Annotated in this window: 23 protein-coding genes; 15 read left to right on the top strand and 8 right to left on the bottom strand. The window is 44.4% G+C overall.

Annotated features, from left to right (window positions below):
• The first annotated feature begins 165 nt into the window (after nt 1-165).
• Genes NCCP2222_RS03395 through NCCP2222_RS03375 form a run of 5 tightly spaced genes read left to right on the top strand, consistent with a single transcriptional unit; the run spans nt 166 to nt 5,421 of the window.
• A complete protein-coding gene (locus tag NCCP2222_RS03395; protein ID WP_248509605.1) occupies nt 166-1,755 on the top strand; it encodes a flagellar basal body-associated FliL family protein in 1,590 nt (529 codons plus the stop codon).
• A gap of 34 nt (nt 1,756-1,789) precedes the next feature.
• On the top strand, nt 1,790-3,016 hold the full coding sequence (locus NCCP2222_RS03390; RefSeq protein WP_248509604.1) for an ABC transporter permease: 1,227 nt from the start codon (nt 1,790-1,792) through the stop codon (nt 3,014-3,016).
• Nucleotides 3,013-4,125 carry an ABC transporter permease gene (locus NCCP2222_RS03385; protein WP_248509603.1) on the top strand — a complete coding sequence of 371 codons (1,113 nt, stop codon included), beginning with the start codon at nt 3,013-3,015 and terminating at the stop codon, nt 4,123-4,125. Before NCCP2222_RS03390 ends, NCCP2222_RS03385 begins: the two co-directional genes overlap by 4 nt.
• Nucleotides 4,118-4,792, top strand: coding sequence for an ABC transporter ATP-binding protein (locus tag NCCP2222_RS03380; RefSeq protein WP_248509601.1), 675 nt, complete (start codon nt 4,118-4,120; stop codon nt 4,790-4,792). The genes NCCP2222_RS03385 and NCCP2222_RS03380 overlap by 8 nt, the downstream gene beginning before the upstream one ends.
• Before the next feature lie 38 nt (nt 4,793-4,830).
• Complete coding sequence (locus NCCP2222_RS03375) at nt 4,831-5,421, top strand: YdcF family protein (protein WP_248509599.1); 591 nt, start codon at nt 4,831-4,833, stop codon at nt 5,419-5,421.
• A gap of 62 nt (nt 5,422-5,483) precedes the next feature.
• Here the strand turns inward: NCCP2222_RS03375 and NCCP2222_RS03370 are convergent, their stop codons facing one another.
• Entirely contained in the window at nt 5,484-6,278 is a 795-nt protein-coding gene (locus tag NCCP2222_RS03370; protein ID WP_248509597.1) for a histidinol-phosphatase HisJ family protein, read from the bottom strand.
• A 107-nt stretch (nt 6,279-6,385) separates the two neighbouring features.
• Between NCCP2222_RS03370 and NCCP2222_RS03365 the strand changes: the two genes are divergently transcribed.
• The 10 genes from NCCP2222_RS03365 to rlmN all read left to right on the top strand — a co-directional run bounded on the left by NCCP2222_RS03365 (nt 6,386) and on the right by rlmN (nt 14,679).
• Complete coding sequence (locus NCCP2222_RS03365; protein ID WP_248509595.1) at nt 6,386-7,588, top strand: ATP phosphoribosyltransferase regulatory subunit; 1,203 nt, start codon at nt 6,386-6,388, stop codon at nt 7,586-7,588.
• A gap of 5 nt (nt 7,589-7,593) precedes the next feature.
• On the top strand, nt 7,594-8,229 hold the full coding sequence (gene hisG, locus NCCP2222_RS03360) for an ATP phosphoribosyltransferase (RefSeq protein WP_248509594.1): 636 nt from the start codon (nt 7,594-7,596) through the stop codon (nt 8,227-8,229).
• Nucleotides 8,226-9,524 carry a histidinol dehydrogenase gene (gene hisD, locus NCCP2222_RS03355; RefSeq protein ID WP_248509593.1) on the top strand — a complete coding sequence of 433 codons (1,299 nt, stop codon included), beginning with the start codon at nt 8,226-8,228 and terminating at the stop codon, nt 9,522-9,524. Before hisG ends, hisD begins: the two co-directional genes overlap by 4 nt.
• Nucleotides 9,502-10,086, top strand: coding sequence for an imidazoleglycerol-phosphate dehydratase HisB (gene hisB, locus NCCP2222_RS03350; RefSeq protein ID WP_248509592.1), 585 nt, complete (start codon nt 9,502-9,504; stop codon nt 10,084-10,086). The genes hisD and hisB overlap by 23 nt, the downstream gene beginning before the upstream one ends.
• Nucleotides 10,087-10,098: 12 nt before the next feature.
• Nucleotides 10,099-10,815 carry a 1-(5-phosphoribosyl)-5-[(5-phosphoribosylamino)methylideneamino]imidazole-4-carboxamide isomerase gene (gene hisA / locus NCCP2222_RS03345; protein ID WP_248509590.1) on the top strand — a complete coding sequence of 239 codons (717 nt, stop codon included), beginning with the start codon at nt 10,099-10,101 and terminating at the stop codon, nt 10,813-10,815.
• Nucleotides 10,812-11,585 carry an imidazole glycerol phosphate synthase subunit HisF gene (gene hisF, locus NCCP2222_RS03340; RefSeq protein ID WP_248509588.1) on the top strand — a complete coding sequence of 258 codons (774 nt, stop codon included), beginning with the start codon at nt 10,812-10,814 and terminating at the stop codon, nt 11,583-11,585. The genes hisA and hisF overlap by 4 nt, the downstream gene beginning before the upstream one ends.
• Nucleotides 11,575-12,213: a bifunctional phosphoribosyl-AMP cyclohydrolase/phosphoribosyl-ATP diphosphatase HisIE gene (hisIE, locus tag NCCP2222_RS03335; protein ID WP_248509586.1), complete on the top strand. Its 639-nt coding sequence runs from the start codon at nt 11,575-11,577 to the stop codon at nt 12,211-12,213. Before hisF ends, hisIE begins: the two co-directional genes overlap by 11 nt.
• Nucleotides 12,206-13,285, top strand: coding sequence for a histidinol-phosphate transaminase (gene hisC / locus NCCP2222_RS03330; RefSeq protein ID WP_248509580.1), 1,080 nt, complete (start codon nt 12,206-12,208; stop codon nt 13,283-13,285). The genes hisIE and hisC overlap by 8 nt, the downstream gene beginning before the upstream one ends.
• Nucleotides 13,286-13,327: 42 nt before the next feature.
• Complete coding sequence (locus NCCP2222_RS03325) at nt 13,328-13,516, top strand: hypothetical protein (RefSeq protein WP_248509578.1); 189 nt, start codon at nt 13,328-13,330, stop codon at nt 13,514-13,516.
• 95 nt (nt 13,517-13,611) lie between these two features.
• A complete protein-coding gene (rlmN, locus tag NCCP2222_RS03320) occupies nt 13,612-14,679 on the top strand; it encodes a dual-specificity RNA methyltransferase RlmN (RefSeq protein WP_238080238.1) in 1,068 nt (355 codons plus the stop codon).
• Between the two features lie 67 nt (nt 14,680-14,746).
• On the opposite strand, the gene NCCP2222_RS03315 is transcribed toward rlmN, so the two are convergent.
• The 7 genes from NCCP2222_RS03315 to NCCP2222_RS03285 form a co-directional block, all read right to left on the bottom strand.
• The gene (locus NCCP2222_RS03315; RefSeq protein ID WP_248509577.1) at nt 14,747-16,147 is read right to left on the bottom strand and encodes a tyrosine phenol-lyase; all 1,401 of its coding nucleotides are present in this window, start codon (nt 16,145-16,147) and stop codon (nt 14,747-14,749) included.
• A 900-nt stretch (nt 16,148-17,047) separates the two neighbouring features.
• The gene (locus NCCP2222_RS03310; protein ID WP_248509575.1) at nt 17,048-17,434 is read right to left on the bottom strand and encodes a hypothetical protein; all 387 of its coding nucleotides are present in this window, start codon (nt 17,432-17,434) and stop codon (nt 17,048-17,050) included.
• A gap of 98 nt (nt 17,435-17,532) precedes the next feature.
• Nucleotides 17,533-17,853 carry a YflT domain-containing protein gene (locus tag NCCP2222_RS03305; RefSeq protein WP_184207570.1) on the bottom strand — a complete coding sequence of 107 codons (321 nt, stop codon included), beginning with the start codon at nt 17,851-17,853 and terminating at the stop codon, nt 17,533-17,535.
• Between the two features lie 81 nt (nt 17,854-17,934).
• Nucleotides 17,935-18,246 carry a hypothetical protein gene (locus NCCP2222_RS03300; RefSeq protein ID WP_248509574.1) on the bottom strand — a complete coding sequence of 104 codons (312 nt, stop codon included), beginning with the start codon at nt 18,244-18,246 and terminating at the stop codon, nt 17,935-17,937.
• Nucleotides 18,247-18,325: 79 nt separating this feature from the next.
• Entirely contained in the window at nt 18,326-18,889 is a 564-nt protein-coding gene (locus tag NCCP2222_RS03295; RefSeq protein WP_248509573.1) for an SCO family protein, read from the bottom strand.
• On the bottom strand, nt 18,879-20,300 hold the full coding sequence (locus NCCP2222_RS03290) for a sensor histidine kinase (RefSeq protein ID WP_248509572.1): 1,422 nt from the start codon (nt 20,298-20,300) through the stop codon (nt 18,879-18,881). Before NCCP2222_RS03290 ends, NCCP2222_RS03295 begins: the two co-directional genes overlap by 11 nt.
• A gap of 1 nt (nt 20,301) precedes the next feature.
• Nucleotides 20,302-20,979 carry a response regulator transcription factor gene (locus NCCP2222_RS03285; RefSeq protein WP_248509571.1) on the bottom strand — a complete coding sequence of 226 codons (678 nt, stop codon included), beginning with the start codon at nt 20,977-20,979 and terminating at the stop codon, nt 20,302-20,304.
• Between the last annotated feature and the right edge of the window lie 132 nt (nt 20,980-21,111).

Genomic DNA, 21,111 nt, shown 5'->3' with positions numbered 1-21,111 from the left:
ATGATGAAAATAAAAAATGCTTTTTGATTACGATTCCCTAGTGACTAATAACTAGTAACTAGTTGGAAATATTCAATTCTTTTAAAAAGGGAACATTCGTCATAGCTTTATAGTAGAATTTCAATGATGTGTGAAATTTAACCAATGATAGATAGGGGAGAGACCATGGTAGAACAACAACAGCAAAACACAGGAGGAAAGAAAAAATCACCGAAGCTGCTCATTATTTTATTGACTGTATTATTTGTTGCAGCTGCAGGGAGTGTTTCAGCTTTCTTTCTGTTGAATAAATCGCCAAAGGCAAAATATTTATTGGCTGAAACGCAAACATTGACCCAGATGAGTCAATTAATTCAAGACCGGTACAAAAATGAAGTGGATTGGCTGGAAGTGCAAAATAAGAAACCGGTTGAAACGACTTGGGATGTTTCAGCAGAGTGGAATGACCCGGCTGCCGGTTATGACATGCAAGAAATTCAGTCCATCGTAAACAGCACGACTCTGCAACTTGGGCAAGTGAAAGACCCTGTGAAAAAAGAGTGGGAAATGAACATGAGTGGATCGCTGGGCAGTGTCGATGTAGAAATCGGCCAAATGTATTTGACGCCGGAACGGATCTTGCTTGCGCTTCCTTTTACAGAGAAGGTACTTCGCTTTGACGACAAGGATTACGGTAAGATGATGAAGGAAACAGATGATTCCTTCACTGGTGATGAAAAGCTGGGCTTATCTCAATTATTTGAAGAGCGTTATGGATTTACAGAGGAATTCCGAACTTATATCGAAAAAGAATATTTACAATTCCTCTATAAGGAATTGCCGGATGAAGCATTTACAAGTGAAAAAGAGGAAGTTAGTGTCTTCGGCGACAAGATGAAAGTGGAAAAAGTTGAAATGAATTTGTCTGAAGCGCAAGTGAAGGATTTGTTGACGAAGCTATTTGAAAAAGCCCGCAATGATGAGAAGTTAAAAGCATTATTGAAGGAGCAACTGACCCTTTCATCTCTTGGCGAAGAGGTGCCTAGAGCGGAAGTGGCTGAATTGATCCGCGAATTTGAAGATAGTTTGGATGATGGACTAAAATCAATGGACAAATTTGTAATGCCTGACGGTCTAAAATCGACTGTATGGCATCAGAAACGAAGTATCGTAAAACGTGATTTTCTAATGACCGTCGGCCCATCTAAAGAGGAAGTAGTCACGATCAAAGTAAAAGGCGAACAGTTATTGAAACAAGACGGGCAGAAATGGAATTATGAAATTACTGGTATTGACGAATACGAAGATGAAGGAGTTCTCGTATTCAAGGGAGATTTGAAATGGAAAGATGGAAAAGCCAAAGACGAGATTTCCTTAAGTTTTGATGATGGAGAAGTTCTTTATGAAGGAAATGAAGAGCTGAAAGGGAAGAAACGTACTTTTACAAGAACGTTCAGTATAAACGATGGCTACTCCACTCCTACGGTTATTTGGAGTGGTGACGCAACTCACGAGAAAGATTCAATGAAAGCGAATCATGAATTCTCCTTCGAAGAAGAATCGCTTGGAAGCAATACGATCAATCTTCATGTGAAGCAAGAAGGAAAAATCGTGAAGAAAGTGGATATGCCAGATCCGAATAAAAATGTTGTCAATCTTGGCGATATGACAATGGATGAGCTTGATACGTTCATAGAAGAAGATTTGCAGGAAGATTTTATGAGATGGCTAGAAGATTTGATGGAAGACTTGCAGAACGAGTTTGACGGTCTTTAATAAATTCCACTCCGTCTGAATGGAAGTGAATGAATTGCATGCGATTCGCAATACCATCTTTTTTATGAAAGAAGATGCAAAACAGCTGAAGAAGAAGTGGGGAACCCTTCTTCTTCTTTTTCTATTCCCTTTATTCCTCATAGCGCTTGTGCTTCTTTTGGTTGCAGGTATTCTAATCCCAGATGAAAAGGATCCGATCCGCGTTGCGATAGTCGATGAGGATCAAACGAAGGAATCCAAGCTGATCAGTAAATTACTTGTGGAGACGGCAAGCGGCAATTCGTTTTTGCAAATGACAAGTGCATCTATGGAAGAAGCCGAGCAGCTAATAAAGGAAGACAAAATCAGTACGTACTTTTCATTGCCCCCCAAGTTTACTGAAAACCTATACGATGGAGAGGCGGTTACCTTGTCGATCGTTGGTAATCCTTCCCGTCCAGTTGACAGTTACTTGACTAAAGAACTGATTGATAGCTTGGCTCGTTATATCGCGTCTGCCCAGGCGAACATATTGACCATCAACGAATTTGCCAAAGAGACGCCGATGTCACGTGAAGACCGTTTAGAAATGATGTTCAGCCAGTTCATGGATTTTACGCTTTTTACATTAGGTAAAGATAAGCTTGTCGATGAAGAGTTGATCATGAATGCTGCCACATCATCACCAAAGAATTATTACATGGTGTCGGGATGGTTCATAGCCTTGACGGTATGGATATTGGGCGTTTTCAATGTCTTGCAAAGTGAAGAGCGGCCGTCCATGACAATCCGGCTGAAACTTTTAGGCGTGACAGGAAGGCAACGTATTTTATCCAGACTTCTTGTTTCTATTCTTTGTTCGACGGCATTTGCGATTGTTCTATTTATCGCCCTTATCCAATTTGCCGCTGTCGATTTTTACATAATAGATTATGTGCGTGTATTCTTATTCATTGGCTTGTATGGACTCACGTTAGCCAGTTGTTTTGCTGTAATTGGCGTCTGGTTCCGATCCGGGAAAACGACGCTGTTTTTGCAATGCACTATTGCTGCCGCAGCCGTATTTTTAAGCGGTGCCCTTGTACCGGTCCTTTATTTCCCACAATCACTGCAGTCTTTATTTCCGTATATATTTTCTTACAGTGATTTGAAATGGGTGATGGAGCTTGTGCTGGAAGGCCGAAATTATGCCAACTATACAGTCGCAGCTTTCCAGGCATTTGCATTTCTGCTCATTTTGTTTCTATCGCTTACATGGAAAGAAAGGCGGCGGGTGGCATGACTTTACTTCGTTTACGCAAAGAGTGGAAAAGCGTCATGATTTGGCTGCTTTTGCCGATCATTTTAACCGTTGTAATTGTTAAAGGACTCGGGGAGTTTCAGCAGAATGCAAAGGTTCCTATTGCCTTAATTGTTGAGGATGATTCCGTTTTAGCAATAGAATTGGCGGCAAGCATTGAAAAGATGGAATTGATATCCGTACAAAATATGAATTTGGACGAAGCGCTCTTTCGCTTGAAACAGCATGAGCTGGACAGTGTATTTGTCATTAAGGAAGGGTACGGCGAACGTATCCATTCGAACCAAAGGAATCGGCTGATTGAGGCCTATTTGTCAAATCGATCCTTTGCTTATCCAAGTGTGTCTGAGACGGTTTTGTCGCTGGCTCAGCAAGATATATCGAGGGCGAAGGCAGCCTATGTGATCCAGCAGATCTTTCATGAATTCGAAATGGATCATGAATGGGATTATAACAGAATTATTGAGGAGAGTATCGAGAGACAACGAACCGAGAGCCTATTGCATACAAGTTTTACGTTTGAAAAAGGTACAGTGGCAAAACAGCAACCAGTGCCAATTCTAAATGTTTGGGGGATTTGGGCTCTGTTTGCCATCATCAGTGCCTTTTTCGTATTTGATTGGATGATTAAAGAAAACAGACCGTCACTCAAAGCGAGATGGTTATATTCCGCCACTAGCTTCCAATCTTATTCAGTCCGTTTGCTCGCGGTATATACCATGCTGACACTTGTCGCAGATGGTCTTGCGCTGCTTGTCTTTGCACAATTGCTTGAGACAAATGTGACCGGGCGGTTTGTCTTTTCCTTGCTGGTATTCAGAGTGACTTTGAATCTTTTCGCCTTTTTGCTTGCCATTGTGTTTGCAAGGCAAATCATGTACTACGTAACGGGGATGGCGGTCAGTATCATGTTGACGATTGCAGGAGGGGGCATTATCCCGATCGAACGGCTTGCCGGCAAATGGCCGTGGGTCGAGATGGTCAGCCCGGTACGTTCACTTATGACCAATTCAATGCCGTTCGTATGGTTGTTTCCGTTAGCCATAGTACTCGGTGGCTGGATATGGAGAGGAGGGAAACGGATTGCTTGAATTGAATAACGTGCAAAAAAGCTACAAACGAAAGCAGGTCTTGCAAGATGTGTCGTTTCAAATAAAGGAAGGGGAAATCGTCGGCCTGGTAGGAGAAAACGGGGCTGGCAAATCCACTCTTCTTCAAATAATTGCCACAGCAATGGAACCTTCTTCCGGTGAACTTCGTTTAAATGGCAACCGATATGAGGATGACATGAAGAATATACGAAAAAGGATCGGATACGTCCCGCAGGAGATTTCTGTTTGGGATGAGTATACAGTAGAGGAGAATATGAGATTCTTTGAACGGCTCTCTTGGAAGAGACGATCGCCTGAAGAATGCCGGCAGCTTTGCCTCGACCTTCAATTGACCCAATGGAACGAGCCGGTCCATGCTCTCTCTGGGGGAATGAAGCGCAAGTTGAACTTGGCGATTAGTCTCCTCCACGATCCTGTTTTGTTGTTGTTAGATGAGCCGACGGTCGGAATCGATTTGAAGTCAAAGACGGAAATCGGTTCCTATTTGAAGCAGCTGGCGAAAGAGAACGGGAAAACGATTTTGTATACCTCTCATGACATGGATGAAATCTTGACGTTGTGTGATCGAGTATTATCCATTGGGGAAGATCCGTTTTATTTTGAATTATTGCAAGCGAGGGGCATCCAAGTGGAACGACAGTATTGACCTTCACATTCATCCGAACATATCGTAGGGGAAACGGAGTGAATGAAGAGTTGAACAAACGAAAAAAGTTGGCGGTTGCAGTGGGGCTTATTGTATTATGCGGGATTGCAATTTGGATTATGACAGGCAAATGGATTCAGGACGGCATGAAGCCGGTAGCTGACGGCTCCAAGCAATATGCTGTCATACTTGGCGCGAAAGTGAACGGCGAAACACCTTCCTTATCATTGAAATATCGCTTAGAGAAAGCTTTAGAATATGCGGAAGCCCATCCAGATGTGATCCTCATCCTTTCAGGAGGACAAGGTCCCGATGAAGGGATTAGTGAAGCAGAAGCAATGCGCCGTCATCTTACACAACATGGGGTAGATGAAAAGCGTCTGATCATAGAGGATCAATCCACTTCGACATACGAGAATCTGCTGTTTACGAAACGGCTTCTCCCTGAGACGGTAGATGAATTGACGATTATTTCAAGTGACTTCCACTTAGCCAGAGCGAAAAAACTTGCTAAGGACCTCGGTCTCCAAACTGATGTAGTCATCGCAAAAACACCAGTTTCTGTTCAAGCGAAGCAAAATATTCGGGAACGACTTGCACTAATTAAAACGATGATTATGGGTAAATGAAACAGTTTAGCGGGAGAGGCGATCACAATGCCTCTCCCGCTTCCTGTTGTCGGCCGTCTTACTTACAATTGATCAATCGAATGAAACTGCGGTTTCATCTGTTCAAACGTTGTCAAATAGCGGAACCCAATCGATCGCAGCAAATCAGCGGACTCTTTGAATTGAAATGCAATATCTTCAGGTTTATGGGCATCCGAACCTAATGTGATGATTTCGCCCCCGCATTGCTTATATAATTTCAAAACATCTTCGCTTGGCAATCCGCAGTCGAGCCCATAGCGGACGCCAGACGTATTCAGTTCAATTCCTTTTCCCGCAGGAATAATCACTTCGAAAATTTGACGCAGCACATCATGGAAGTCAGAGGAAGCCTTTTCTTTCGCATATCGCTTGATGAGATCGATATGTCCTAAAAGGGAGTACGAATCGAAATGCTTCACGCAATGCAGCAGCTCTTCATAATAAATGGCGGACGCTTCATCCACTGAACGGCCTTCGAATAACTCCCCATAGTGCAATCCTTTTCTTGCCACAGTATGTAATGAACAAATGACGAAATCAAAACCTTCTTCCTTCACCATCTCCCCGCATTGTTGCAAAATGTGAGGCTGGACACCGATCTCCACCCCTTTTTTAATGCGAATTTGACCTTCGTATTTTTCTCGCAGCTGTTGGATTCGGCTGGCGTACAACTTCTTATCAAAATCAAAGACGATTGAATCGTCGGGATAATCATAGTCGACATGATCGGTGAAACAGATTTCAGTCAAGCCTTGCCGAATCGCTCCTTTAACCATCTCCTCCATATCAATATTGCAATCTCCTGAAAATGAACTGTGCATATGATAATCAAACATTTTTAAAAATTTCCTCCTATCAGTTGACAAATGATACATATAGTTTTATAGTACGTTATAACTTTAATGTGGTAAAGCGATAAAGAAAGAAAAGGTTGTGAAACGGCATGAATTTTCTTGAGCGCTCGAAAGTGTACGAACACGTAGTGGGGAAGGTATCCCGTCGGTTTGAAACTTACGGGTATTCCAAAGTCCGAACCCCTGCGTTTGAAGCATATGATCTTTATTCCGAAATTGACAGCTCTATTCCGCGGCGTGAAATGATCAAAGTGATCGATCCGACTGGTGATGTACTAGTTTTGCGCCCGGACGTGACGATACCGATTACTAAGGAATTGTCTCATGTGTACGGACGGCTGACAAGCGAGCGGCGTTATTATTACATACAAGAAGTGTTTCGCCAAACAGGTACCGATTTGAGTCCCATCGAGCATACGCAAGCAGGCATCGAATTCTTTGGTTGCCGATCACCTGAGGCGGATGCGGAGACCATTGCATTAGCTGTCCGGACATTGAAGGATCTTGAGCTTGGTGAAATCAAAATCGAAATAGGGTATCCCGCCTTGCTCGACAGCCTAATTCAGCAGATGGGGATGGATACGCGCCAGAACATCCAGCTGAGTCAGCTGATCGTGTCAAAAAATGTGGCAGAGCTGCAAGGGTTGCTTCGTGAAGCGAAGATTGATGGACAGTTGGCTGCGGCAGTCGAAACAATTACGCAAGTATATGGAAAACCGGAAGTTGTCGCTGCCAAAATGGCTGGCATCCGATTGGACTCCTCAATGGATGGGATCTTGGAGTATATCCAGGAGGTTTGCCGCCTGCTTGAGATTTATGGCTGCAAAGAGGAAATCATTATCGATTTCGGCTTGCTGAACAACATGGATTACTATTCGGGCATCATTTTCCAAGGCTATGTAGAAGGACTTGGGAGGCCGGTTGTGATGGGAGGGCGCTATGACAAGCTTGGGGATACATTTGAAGCTGATCTCCCTGGAATGGGTTTTGCGATTGAGATAGAGCCGATTGTCGATGCACTTGATGGCAGGATGACAGAAATTCCGGCAAGTCAAAGTGTCTGTATTTATTACAGCAATACTGAGCTCGAGGAGGCAATCCTTCTTGCTGAACAATTGAGGGAAGAACAATATCAAGTCGTGATGAGCCAGCTACAAAACGAAGCTTTCAATGATTTGAAAGCCTATACGGTTCTATTGAAAAGAGAAGAAAAAACGGTTCTCACACAAGAGGAGAGCTATCAATTTCTTACAGTGACTGATGTCGGAATGTTCTTTGAAAAGGAGGCATGAAACGAATGGAAACATTGACAATCGCCATGGCGAAAGGCAGAACGACCAATCGCGCACTCGAGATTCTGTCTCGCATGGGCATTCGGTTTTCCGTCCATCCAGAAAACAGCAGAAAACTTGTATTTACCGATGATACGGAGACGATTAGGCTGCTGCAAGTGAAGGCGGTGGACGTGCCGACATATGTGGAGAAAGGTGCTGCCGATATTGGAATCGTCGGCAAAGACATTATCATGGAGGACGCTCCGAATGTCTATGAATTGGCGGATTTAGGAATAGGTAAATGTAAAATCACAGTCGCGGGATTTCCGCAGACCGTGTTGCGAAACAGCTCCGCTATGACAGTGGCAACCAAGTACCCGAATGTGGCGAAAGCCTATTTTGATCAAAAGGGTTTTCGTACAGACATCATTAAACTGAATGGATCAATTGAATTGGCCCCCTTGATTGGCTTGGCAGATGTCATTGTCGATATTGTGGAAACCGGCACGACGCTCAAGGAGAATGGGCTGGTCATCTTGGAGGAAATCGCCGACATTAGTGCCCGGCTGATTGTGAATAAAGCGAGTTATGCCATTAAAACAGCTAGCATACGGCAATTTATCGATTCTATGAATGCCGAGGTGAGATTACAATCATGAGAATTATTGAGGAACAACAGTTTTGGGCGGAGCGCGAACAGCGGCAGGCATTGAACTTGGACAGCTCAATAGACGAGGCGGTACTCGGAATCATCCAAGATGTAAGGCGCAGAGGGGATGATGCGCTCCGTGAGATGACGAAAAAGTTCGATGGAGCTGAGATTCAAGAGTTGGTCGTGTCATCGGAGGAATTCAAGGAGGCGAGGGCTCTTATCCCTCAAGAAGTGTATACCAGTTTAGAAAAGGCAAAACAGCGGATCGAGTCATTTCACGCCGAGCAAAAAGAACGTTCTTGGTTCATCCAACAGCAGGACGGTGTGCTGCTTGGCCAGATGGTGACACCGATAGAACGGGTCGGAATCTATATACCGGGTGGAAAAGCCGCGTATCCATCCACAGTTTTAATGAATGCAATTCCTGCAAAGCTGGCGGGGGTCCAGCATCTGGCGATGGCGACGCCTCCCCGGCAGGATGGCAAAGTAGAACCGGCAGTTCTGGCGGCAGCGGAGATAGCCGGAGTCGATAAAGTATACAAAGTGGGAGGAGCCCAAGCAATCGCCGCATTCGCTTATGGGACGGAAACAGTAAAGAAGGTATCCAAAATTACTGGACCAGGTAACAGCTATGTCGCCCGTGCTAAGAAATGGGTGTTCGGCGATGTCGCGATCGACATGATAGCCGGGCCGAGCGAATTATGCATCGTGGCGGATGAAGCTGCCAATCCGGTTTTTGCAGCTTCCGATCTGCTCGCCCAGGCGGAGCACGATGAACAGGCAGCAGTTGTTTGTGTGACGACTAGCCGTTCATTTGCCGAACAGTTATCCGTGCAAGTGAGTGAGCTGCTAGGACAGATGGAGAGAGGGGAAATTGCCAAAAAGTCTGTCGAGGGCCAAGGGCGGATTATTGTCGTGGATACGCTGACGGCCGCATGGGAAATCGTCAACACTTTGGCACCGGAACATTTACAGCTGTTGGTAGAAAACCCGATGGAGCAGCTTCCCAATATACGGAATGCTGGAGCGGTTTTCATCGGTCCGTATTCGCCGGAAGCGCTCGGCGATTATATGGCGGGACCAAACCATACATTGCCGACGAACGGCACCGCGGCCTTTTCATCGCCGCTCGGTGTGTATGATTTTGTGAAGAAATCAAGTCTCATTCAATATACAGAGAAAGCGTTGGGCGCTGTGGCGGAGGACATCATCCGACTGGCAGAAGTCGAGGGATTGACAGGCCACGCCCAATCGATACGAGTACGGGAGGGATCAGTAAATGCGATTGGAACAATTGACTAGACACACGACAGAGACAGCTGTGGAGCTGGAACTCAACCTGGATGGTACCGGGCGAACTGAAATTCAAACGGGTGTCGGTTTTCTCGATCATATGCTCACATTATTCACTAAGCATGGCCGTTTTGATCTAAAGGTGGAATGTGATGGTGATCTGGAAGTCGACCAGCACCATTCGGCTGAGGATGTCGGCATAGTACTTGGGCAGGCGTTTGCAAAGTGCATTGGTACAAAAGAAGGCATTGAACGGTATGCCACTGTGTCAACGCCGATGGACGAAGCCTTGTCGACTGTCTCTATCGATATTAGCGGACGTTCCTTCCTCGTGTACAGTGTGGAAGGATTGAAAGACAAAGTGGGTGATTTTGATACCGAACTGGTGGAGGAGTTTTTTCTAGCATTTACTAGGCATGCCGGTATTACGTTGCATATTCAGTTGGATTACGGTAAAAACAGCCACCATATAATTGAGTCGATTTTCAAGAGCTTTGGCAGGGCGCTTCGCATAGCAAGTGCTGTTAATCCACATATTAGCGGGGTGCCTTCTACAAAAGGCACATTATGAGGGGGGATCTCCATGATTTTATTTCCGGCAATTGATATTCGAGGGGGCAACTGTGTTCGTTTGCTTCAAGGAAATTATGAGGATGAAGTAATTTATCATCATTCGCCTGTTGAAATGGCGAAGGAATTTGAAAAGCAAGGCGCTGAATTTATTCATATCGTTGATTTGGATGGGGCCAGGTCAGGTGAAACTATCAATCAGCAAGTGATTCAGGATATTGCAGCTGCTGTGCGTGTCCCTGTACAGGTAGGAGGCGGCATCAGGTCACTCGAAGTAGTGAAATCCTATTTGAATGGAGGCGTTAACCGGGTCATTATCGGAACCGCCGCCATAGAGAACCGGACATTTTTGCGAGAGGCAGCCGCTTTGTATGAGGGCAGGATTGCCGTTTCAATTGACGCCCGCAATGGATTCGTTGCTACGGACGGTTGGACGGAAACGAGCGCTGTGAAGGCTGTGGATTTACTTGAGGAGCTTCAGCAGGCTGGTGTATCCACTGTTGTTTACACAGATATTTTAAAAGATGGCATGCTGCAAGGACCGAATTTTGAAGAACTGGAACTAGTCAATCAAATGGCCGATTTAGATATCATCGCATCAGGCGGTGTTTCAACAGAAGAAGATGTTCGTAGATTAGCAGACATGGGGTTATACGGGGCAATCGTAGGAAAAGCGTTATACGAAGGCAAGGTATCCATGAACTCATTACAGGAGGCGATTAGTAGATGAAGCTGAAACGAATCATTCCATGTATGGACATTGATAATAGAAAAGTTGTGAAGGGACGAAAGTTTCTCGATGTACAAGAAGTGGCAGACCCATTAGAACGCGCAAAAAAATATGTGGCGGACGGAGCAGATGAACTCGTATTCTATGATATTTCCGCGTCTGTCGACGGACGGGAAATGTTCTTGGACTTAATCCAAGAAATTGCGGCTGTCGTGCCGATCCCTTTCATTGTCGGTGGCGGCATTAAATCGTTAAAGGATATCGAAAATGTGCTGGCTGCGGGCGGAGACAAAGTTTCGATAAACAGCGCGGCATTAACGGATCCGGATTTAATTCCGGAAGCGGTGAAACGCTTTGGGCCGGAACGAATCATGCTTTCGATGGATGTGAAACGGGCTGGCGACGGAAAGTGGAAGGTATATGCCAAAGCCGGAAAAGAAGAGACCGGCATCGATGCTATAGAATGGGCAAAGACAGGGGAGCGCTGGGGAGCAGGCGAACTAGTCGTCAACAGTATTGATGAGGATGGCGTAAAAGCCGGCTACGACATTGAATTATACAAGGCGCTGGACGAAGCCGTCAGCATTCCGGTCGTGGCAAGCGGTGGCGCTGGAACGAAAGAGGACTTCCTAGAAGTGTTGACGAATGGGCGTGTGGAATCGGCTCTGGCTGCATCGGTCTTCCACTATGACGAGATCGGTATCAAAGAATTAAAACGATTTTTGCAAGACCGTGGTATTGATGTGAAGGATGATTGCTATGCGGAGTAATTTGGAAGGTTTGCGATACGACGAAGATGGTCTGATTCCTGCGATTGTGCAAGATCAAAGGAATGGCGACGTGTTAATGCTGGCTTATATGAACAAAGAAGCAATCCAGCAAACACTTGAGACAGGGGAAACATGGTTTTACAGCAGATCCAGGCAGGAACTATGGAATAAAGGGGCTACATCAGGCAATCGCCAGCAAGTGAAGAGCTTGTCCGTTGACTGCGATAAAGATACCGTCCTCATCCAAGTCGAGCCACTGGGTCCTGCTTGCCATACTGGTGAAGAAACTTGTTTTTTCACCGCCGTTTCCGGGGAATCCAAGGTACGCAATATCTTGTTCGAGCTCTCGGATGAGATTCAAGGCAGACGCAACGATCCAGTGGAAGGTTCATATACTTCCTATCTATTTCGGGAAGGGATCGACAAAGTATGTAAAAAGATTGGGGAAGAAGCGACGGAAGTTGTGATTGCAGCTAAAAATAAAGATACAACTGAATTAAAAAACGAGCTCGCTGACTTGGTCTACCATGCGCTGGTCCTAATGGAACTAGCGGATGTATCGCCGGACGATGTAGTTGGCGTATTACGCGAGCGGCGTTTGAAAAAGGAAGTGCCAGCCAATGACTGAACTGTGGAGTTCCATGGTGCGGCGAACGGATCCTTACATACCAGGAGAACAGCTGGAACTGGAAGGGCTGATTAAGCTGAATACGAATGAAAATCCGTATCCGCCAAGTCCAGCTGTCAATCAAGCGATCCAGGAGGAAATGCAACGGAATTTGCAGCGCTATCCTAGTCCTAGTGCGGATGAATTGCGGGAAACGATTGCCGAGTCATTTGGCTTTTCGAAAAAAAATATTTTCGTCGGCAATGGCTCCGATGAAGTGCTTGCTTTCTCATTTATGGCCTTTTTCGAACCAGGCAAACCAATTCTTTTTCCGGATGTCACGTATAGTTTCTATCCGGTTTATACCAAACTCTTTGATATTTCCTATGAACAAATCCGCTTGAATAATGATTTTACACTGCCAGTGGAACAGTTCTTTCAATCAGCAGGAGGCGTGATATTGCCAAATCCGAATGCACCGACCGGTCTATATGAGGAACTGGATGAGATCGAACGGATTCTGCAGGAGAATGAAGGGCGTGTCGTCATCATCGACGAAGCGTATATTGATTTTGCCCCGAAATCTGCTGCCTGTCTTGTTCAAACCTATGATAACTTGCTCGTCGTGCAAACGATGTCAAAATCAAGGTCTCTTGCAGGTCTGCGGGTTGGCTATGCGATCGGGAACGAAAAGTTGATTGAAGGATTGATTCGCATAAAGGATTCTTTCAATTCGTATCCGGTCGACCGCCTGGCGCTGGCAGGAGCAAAGGCCGCTATGGAAGACGTTGCGTATTTTCGGAATACGACAGCGGCAATTCTCAAAACGCGCGAGCGAGTGATTAAGCAACTGCAAAAAATGAATTGCACCGTACTTCCGTCTGCCGCTAATTTTGTTTTTATTAAGTATGATGAATGGGAAGGCCAGGCCATATACGAACAATTAAAGGCTCATGGCATCCTTGTTCGGCATTTCAATGCCGAAAGAATTTCCGATTTTATTCGCGTCACGATTGGAACTGATGAACAGATGGATGTATTTTTGAATGAATTGTCTTCAATATTGGCATCCGCGTCTCCCGTCCAACCGTAAAGCTGTTATACTAATCCCTAAGAGATAAAAGAAGGGGACGGGATGACAATGATGACACCCAAATATATTGATGTTGCACTAATCATTTTTCTAACCTATTTCACAATCAATCGCTTTATGGAAGGGCATACGTGGATCGGCGTAATGCTTACTGTATTGACGCTCATGAATGTGCTTGTCTTATTCATGAAAATTAAACAGGATAAAGTTCAAGGAAAAGACGCAAAATAACCGTAAAATGAGGATGTTTTCAACAGCTGTGAGTTAACTTCCTGTCAGATTTGTGGTATACTGACTGAATGCAAAACGAGAAGCGAGGAATTGCAATGAAAAAATCAATTTACGGTTTGACTTTGGAGCAGCTGACAGATTGGTTAGTGGAACAGGGACAAAAGAAATTCCGTGCCGCACAGGTTTGGGATTGGCTCTATAAAAAACGAGTGGTCCGCTTTGAGGACATGAAGAATATAAATAAAGAATGCCTGCAATTGTTGGAGGATAACTTTCAAATCCAAACATTGGAACAGGAAGTTAAACAAGTTTCGGCAGACGGCACGATTAAGTTTTTATTCAAAATGCAGGACGGCAATTTGATTGAAACCGTATTGATGAAGTTTCCTTACGGCCAATCGGTCTGTGTAACGACACAAGTCGGCTGCAACATCGGCTGCAGTTTCTGCGCCAGCGGCTTGCTGCGGAAAAATCGCGATTTGGATGCAGGAGAAATCGTCGGTCAGATCATGAAGGTCCAACAGCATTTGGATGAGCTTGGGGAAGAGGAACGGGTCAGCCATATCGTCGTCATGGGAATCGGTGAGCCATTCGACAACTACACGAATTTGATGAATTTCCTTCGTGTCGTGAACGATCAAAAAGGGTTATCGATCGGTGCGCGTCATATTACCGTATCGACAAGTGGATTGACGCCGAAGATCCGCGAATTCGCGGAAGAGAATATCCAAATTAATCTCGCCGTATCACTTCATGCACCGAACAATGAACTGCGAACACAGATCATGAAAATTAACAAAGCGTATCCAATCGAGAAATTGATGGAAGCGATCGATTACTACTTGGAAACGACCAATCGCCGGATTACGTTTGAATATATTCTGCTAAATGATGTGAATGATCACGCTGCTGAGGCGGAACAACTGGCGAAGCTCCTATACAATAAGCGACACTTGTCGTATGTCAACTTGATTCCATATAACCCGGTTGACGAACATAGCCAATACCAGCGCAGTGAACCAGCCTCCATCAAGACGTTTTATGAGACGCTGAAGAAACGCGGAATCAATTGTGGCGTCCGTCTGGAGCATGGAACAGATATTGACGCGGCATGCGGTCAGCTACGCAGTAAACAAATTAAGAAAAATAAAGTGAATGCGTAAGCGCACTCTACCAACATAAAAGACTGTCATCCGCCCGAACTGATTCGGCTGATGACAGTTTTTTTTTTCAGTTATCGCTCATCAGATTGCCTTCTTGAGCCAGCGGTGAAAAACGTGCAGTGAAAAAGCGTAAGGTTGGCGGTTCATAATCCATGCGCAGACCGCAAATCGAATCCCGCTTATTATATAGCTCAATAATGGAATCCGCCACAACATCCATATGGTTATTCGTATAAACCCGACGCGGAATCGTCAGTCGCACGAGTTCCAGCTTAGGTTTATTATGTTCTCCTTGCTGATTCCGTCCGGCAGACACAATGCCCCGTTCCATGCTGCGTACACCCGAATCCAAATAGAGAGCTGCCGCTAGTGCCTGGGCAGGAAACGCTTCTTGTGGGAGGTGTGATAGGAATGAGCGGGCATCCAAAAACACGGCATGGCCGCCAATTGGTTGGACGACCGGAATGCCTGCTGCAATCAACTGTTCCCCGAGGTGCCGCACTTGTCCGATTCGATGTTCGATGTAGTGATCATCGACAGCTTCCCTAATGCCGACAGCCATCGCTTCCATGTCCCGTCCCGACATCCCGCCATAGGAAGGCATCCCTTCGTAGACAACAACCAATTCCCGTGAACGGATGTACAGCTCCTCGTCGTTCATCGCCAGAAAGCCGCCCATATTGACGAGACAATCCTTTTTCCCGCTCATAGTGCAGCCATCCGAGTAGGAGAGCATTTCTTTCAATATATCCGCGACAGGTCGGTGGCTGTGACCCTCTTCGCGTTCTTTAATAAAATACGCATTTTCCACACAGCGCGTCGCATCGAACATCACATCGATTCCATGAAACTTGCAAAGCATGTAGACATCCTTTAAGTTTTGCATACTGACAGGCTGTCCGCCTGCGAGGTTCACTGTCACAGCTACACATACATAGGGAATCCGATCTGCCCCAACCTCTTCGATAAGGCTCCCTAGTTTTTGGAGATCTACATTCCCCTTAAATGGATGCTCGAATAGCGGATCATGTGCCTCGTCAATAATAATGTCAACGAAGGTTGCACCATTCAATTCCTGGTGGGCTCTCGTCGTCGTGAAGTACATATTCCCAGGTACGTAATCGCCTGGCTTAATCTTCAATTGCGAGAGAATATTTTCCGCACCGCGGCCCTGGTGAGTAGGCAACACATACTGATAGCCGTAAACATCCCGTACGGCTTGTTCAAGCCGTTTCCAGCTTTTGCTTCCGGCATACGCCTCATCGCCCGTCATGAGTGCGCCCCATTGCGCGTCACTCATTGCGGTTGTCCCACTGTCAGTGAGCAAGTCGATGTACACATCTGCGGAATCAATGAGGAACGTATTATATCCGGCTCGTTCCAGTGATTTTTTTCGTTCGTCATACGTCAGCATCGCAAGCGTTTCGACGCTTTTGATTTTGTAAGGTTCAGCCGTTCTTCTAGTCAATGCTTCCAGCCCCTTTGTAAATATAGATCCATTTTTACAACCGTGCTTCTACTATATTTCAAGGAGGGGATAAATATCCCGGTTACTACTAAAAAGTGGCGGGGGATACAATTTTTGAAGTGAGGAATGGAAGTACAGGGGAGGCGAGTTTAAATATCCACTATGCAAAGTTTGGTAGGCGAGTGAGACGGAATACTGCGAACTCTGTCTGGCAGTGGGAGCTAGTAAAACAAATGAAACCAATCAACTCATCGAAGAATTCGCTGACTGACCGAATTTCATTTTTCGAGGGGATTGTATTTTAGGAAGACAACTAAATCATATAACTGCCACTTTACTGTAGTTTAGGAACTGCTATTTATGTAGGACGCAAAAAAAACCTCGCGTGTGAGGTTTTAAGATTATCATCTATTATTCATTCCTTTTTTTATGGCAGAAATTGCAGAGTCTAGATCTTCATAAGAGTCGATAGTGTTGTTCTGCAAATTTAATAACTCGTAGCGATTTTCCTTATAACTAATGGCTAACCGAGGCACTTGTTCTTCGTCATTGAAGGTTAATGATATATCGGTCGTTGGATAATCCGTTAGGATATCAAATAATGATTTTGTTATGTTACTAGAAATTCGTTTTCACATCCTTCCCTTTTAGGAAGGTGACTAAGAGAAGTCTAGTAGTTCCTGTATACGATGTCCTTATCATATCATAAATCACGTAACTTAGATATGAAAAAGCATTTTTTTACAGGGTTTTAGTGGTAAGTAATTAAGTGTAGTAAACTAGTCATCATTGTTTCGTAGAATTGGCTGCTAGCAAAACCAATTGCCGAGAAAGTGCACTTGTGATTCCAATTTCGACACAAAAAAAGACTAGAAACCAATTGTTCTAGTCCTCATCCATTCAAGAGGGTCGGTTAGTTCCATTTGTTGTGGAAAGTAACATTTTGACCGCCTGGACGATCAAGGTGATGCCGAAGCCAAATGAAGTAATGATGAAGAGGGAAAGGATTCCCGCGGCATCCCCCCAGCCGTCTTTGTCCATAATAAAGCTTCGGAACATTTCTGCGAAGCCGATTGCCAAGGAGGCCATGAAAATCCAAAATCCTGCTTTCATTTTGTAAAATCGCAAGAGAGTCGCCAGCATACCGACTGTCAGGCCAAAAACGGCAAATGTCAAATAGTTTTTTACCTCTAGTTGGTTTCCTAAAATAGTTCGTGTACCCAGTATTAGAAGGACGAACGATGTCAAAGCCGTAAAGAACCCAAGCTTCCAAAGTTTCGAATCCATAATCGCACCTGCTTTCCATCTACATCATACATGAAAATGAAAGAGGGGGAAAGCAAAGAAAGACCCTATCCAATGGCGGATAGAGTCTAGACTTACATTTATTTTTTTGCAATTAATACCAGTTTCCCGTGGTCCAATTCACGCTCTGCATCTGCAGCTTCTTCTGCAGTCAGGCCAGCTGCCTCCATCTTGTTGCGCAGCTCATCTCCGCGGGATGTGAACATATTTTTCATGCTGTCCAGGAAGCCTTGCTCTGCCATGCCGACTTTTTCTGTATCGAGCGCTTCTGTAATATCGTCCGAACGTTTTTTATCATGTGCGAAAATGTAAATATCATCATGTGAGTAGCCTTGAGTTGCTAACTCTTCGATTTCTTTTTTGGCTTGTACTGCATTTTCAACGATTTTTTTCAATGTCATAAATAATCCCTCCAAAACGTATTTGTCTATCTATACCTCGAATGCAAAGAATTAAACAAATACTGTAGGAGGAATTCCAATTTACAATGGATAAAAATCTCCCCTCAACTTACGGTAAGACGTCATGAAATCAGTAGGATCCGTTTTCACTTCAAAGGTGAAGAGACCCTGATTTGTATGCAAATAGAAGAGTCCATCGCCGTTTGAAAAGGGCCGGTACGACACATCATGGACGTGTGTCAGTTCAAAGGTATGACTGGGCGTGCAAATTTTTTCGACGTATAAGTGAATGGCATGAGCCGATTGCTGCTGTTTCTGTTCAAACCACTCAACCGATCGTTCCACTTTAAAAAAAGGAAGGCTGGATATGACTTCTTTCATCGGTTCACTCACTGTAAAACCTCCCGATGCGAGTTTTATTTATGTTTATCCTATCAGTTTTACGACCATGAAAACAAACGAAAGAATAATTTTATCTTAGCTTCTTGATATCGCGTATGATTTGTTTGACATATTCATCATCGACATAATTGTATTCATCCACTATATATCCTTCCCGGTCAATCAGATAAAAATTCGTCCCATGAATGACTTGGCTCGAGGTTTTTGGTTTTTGCACAATGGTCTGAAACTCTGAAACCGCCATTTCCTCGATATCTTTCTGGGAATAGCCCGTTAGCATATGCCAGTTTGATTCATCGTCAGTGAACTGTCCTACATATTGTTTTAAAAGTTCCGGGGAATCAACAGTCGGATCCACAGTGAAAGAAACGAATTCAACATCCAAGTCTTCTTCACGCATTACCTTCTGTAAATCAGCCATTTCACTTGTCATCGGTGTACAAACCGTTTCACATTTTGTGAAAATGAAACTGGCGATCCATATTTTATCCTGCAGTTGTTCCGTTCCAAATTCATGACCGTCTTGATCTGTAAATGCAAAAGGAGGGATACTTGGCCCTGAATAGTTTTTTCCACCGCATCCGCTTAATACAAAAAACAGCATGAGAACACTAATCCATTTTTTATTCATCATACTCGTCCCTTCTGCCAGTAGGTAAGGAGGGCAACCCGATCGTTACAGTTGTCCCATTTGATTCATCACTCTCAATAGTAAATGTGCCACCGTGCATCCTGACAATTTCTTTAACAATTGATAGGCCAAGGCCTGTACCTCCTGTTGTTCGGTTCCTCGCTTTATCCGTTCTGAAAAAACGTTCACCGATGTGGGCAAGATCCTCTTTGGGTATGGAAATGCCTGAATTGGTCAGTCTGTAGGAAGCCTGTCCATCTATTTCTCTCAGTTGTAGTTGAAGAAAACTGTTTGGATCGGCATATTTGATCGCGTTATCAATTGTATTGTAAAAAACTTGCTGGATTCGTTGCGGATCTCCTTCTACAATAATGTCTTCCTCCAGTTCCAGTTGCATCTCTGCATTTTTCTCGGTCAAACGGAATTGGAATAGCTCAAGTGTGTCGAGCAACAATTGGGCGATGGCGATCGGCTGATACTCCATTTTGTACATGCCATCCTGCAGATGGTTAAGATCAGCAAGATCATTGATTAATTTATTTAAACGCTCTGTCTCTTTCTCTATCGTTGCCAAATACGATTCCGCTTCTTCCGGTGAAGAATAGATCTTCTCCTGTAAGACATGGACATACCCGCTAATATACGTAAGAGGAGTCCGTAATTCATGGACGATGTTGGAGGTGAATTCCTTTTTTTGCTCCTCCTGTTTCTCCAATGAATGGCTCATCGAATTGAACGCGTCTGCCAGTTGGCCAATCTCATCATTGCGATTGGTAAGCATTCGTTTCGAATAATTTCCCTTTGATATTTCCCCGGCCAAGTGCTGCAAATCCTGCAACGGTTTAAAAATCGATTGCCATGCCCGGTTAACGACGAGGAACAAAATGAAGAAGAACAAAGTTCCAACCGCTATGAGGATCGGTATGCTCTCACGAAAAACATCTTGAATGTCTGCAAGAGGAACGTAGATATAGATGAACCCGATTAGGCCGTCGTTTCCTTTGATTGGAAAGATAGCACCGAGCACTTCTCGTCCCAATTCCTCCACATATCCTTTTTTGACGACATAAGCTCCCTTTTCAAGGGAGGAATAATCATTCTTGTCCACCAGATTTTTATAGTCCAGCTTATATGGAAAGTACGTTGTTAATTCATCAAGCTGATCCACTACAATAATTTCATATTCGGACACAATATTATACCACTGGATTTTTTCGATGATTTCGTCACTCAGCTCCCCATAATGATAGTGGGAGGCTGTCCGTTTTCCTTGATACACAATGGACTCTTCCATGCTGTCCAAATAAAGCTTGGAATACAGGAAATGGATGAAAAAGAATGAAAACAAGATGGTGAACGCAATACTTGAAAGGAGAACAGCAAGGAGTTTCCTGCTCAAGGTCAAGTTTTTCATGTTACACCTCGAACTTATAGCCGATGCCCCAGACAGTTTCAATCAATTTTCCTGAATCTCCTAGTTTAAGCCGGAGCGTTTTTATATGCGTATCAACTGTCCGATCGGTGCTTTGGTGATCTTGGCCCCAAACAAGGTGGAGAAGCTGCTCTCGCGTAAATACCCGGCCTTTATGTTTCATCAGTACTTGCAACACGCCAAATTCCTTCAAAGTTAAGCTGATCGGATTCCCGTTTAAAGTCACCGTATGGGCATCGGTATCGATGACCAGTGGACCTACGTTCAGGATCTCTGCTTTTTCAGTTCGTCCATACGTGCGGCGAAGCACCGACTCGATGCGGGCAAGCAACTCGCTAGGCAAAAATGGTTTGACAATATAATCATCTCCGCCGATTTTCAGCCCTTGCACTTTATCCCATTCTTCTCCCCGCGCGGAGAGAAAGATGAGGGGAATATCCGAAATCTGTTTAAGTTCAGCTGCAAAAGTAAATCCATCCATATAGGGCATCATGACATCCACGATGCATAAATCAGGCTTCACCTCTCCAAGACGTTTCAAAGCATGTAACCCGTCCGTCGCCTCTTCGACAAGATAGCCATCTTTCTCTAAAAATGTTCTAATCAGTCTTCTCATTTGAGGCTCGTCATCTATAATTAATACGGTGAGTGGCTTTTTCATACTCTTACCTCTTTTCAATAAAGCATAATTACTTACAGTCTGCTTGGATAATGTGAAATTAAAATGAAGTTCACTACTTCACACGAATTTCTAAATCAGTTTATATAATCATACTGAACTTTATTGTAAACG

It is taken from the genome of Sporosarcina sp. NCCP-2222 (assembly GCF_023168145.1).
GTDB lineage: Bacteria > Bacillota > Bacilli > Bacillales_A > Planococcaceae > Sporosarcina.
The sequence above is the reverse complement of the archived record's forward strand: the minus strand, read 5'-3'. Positions and strand labels throughout refer to the sequence as shown.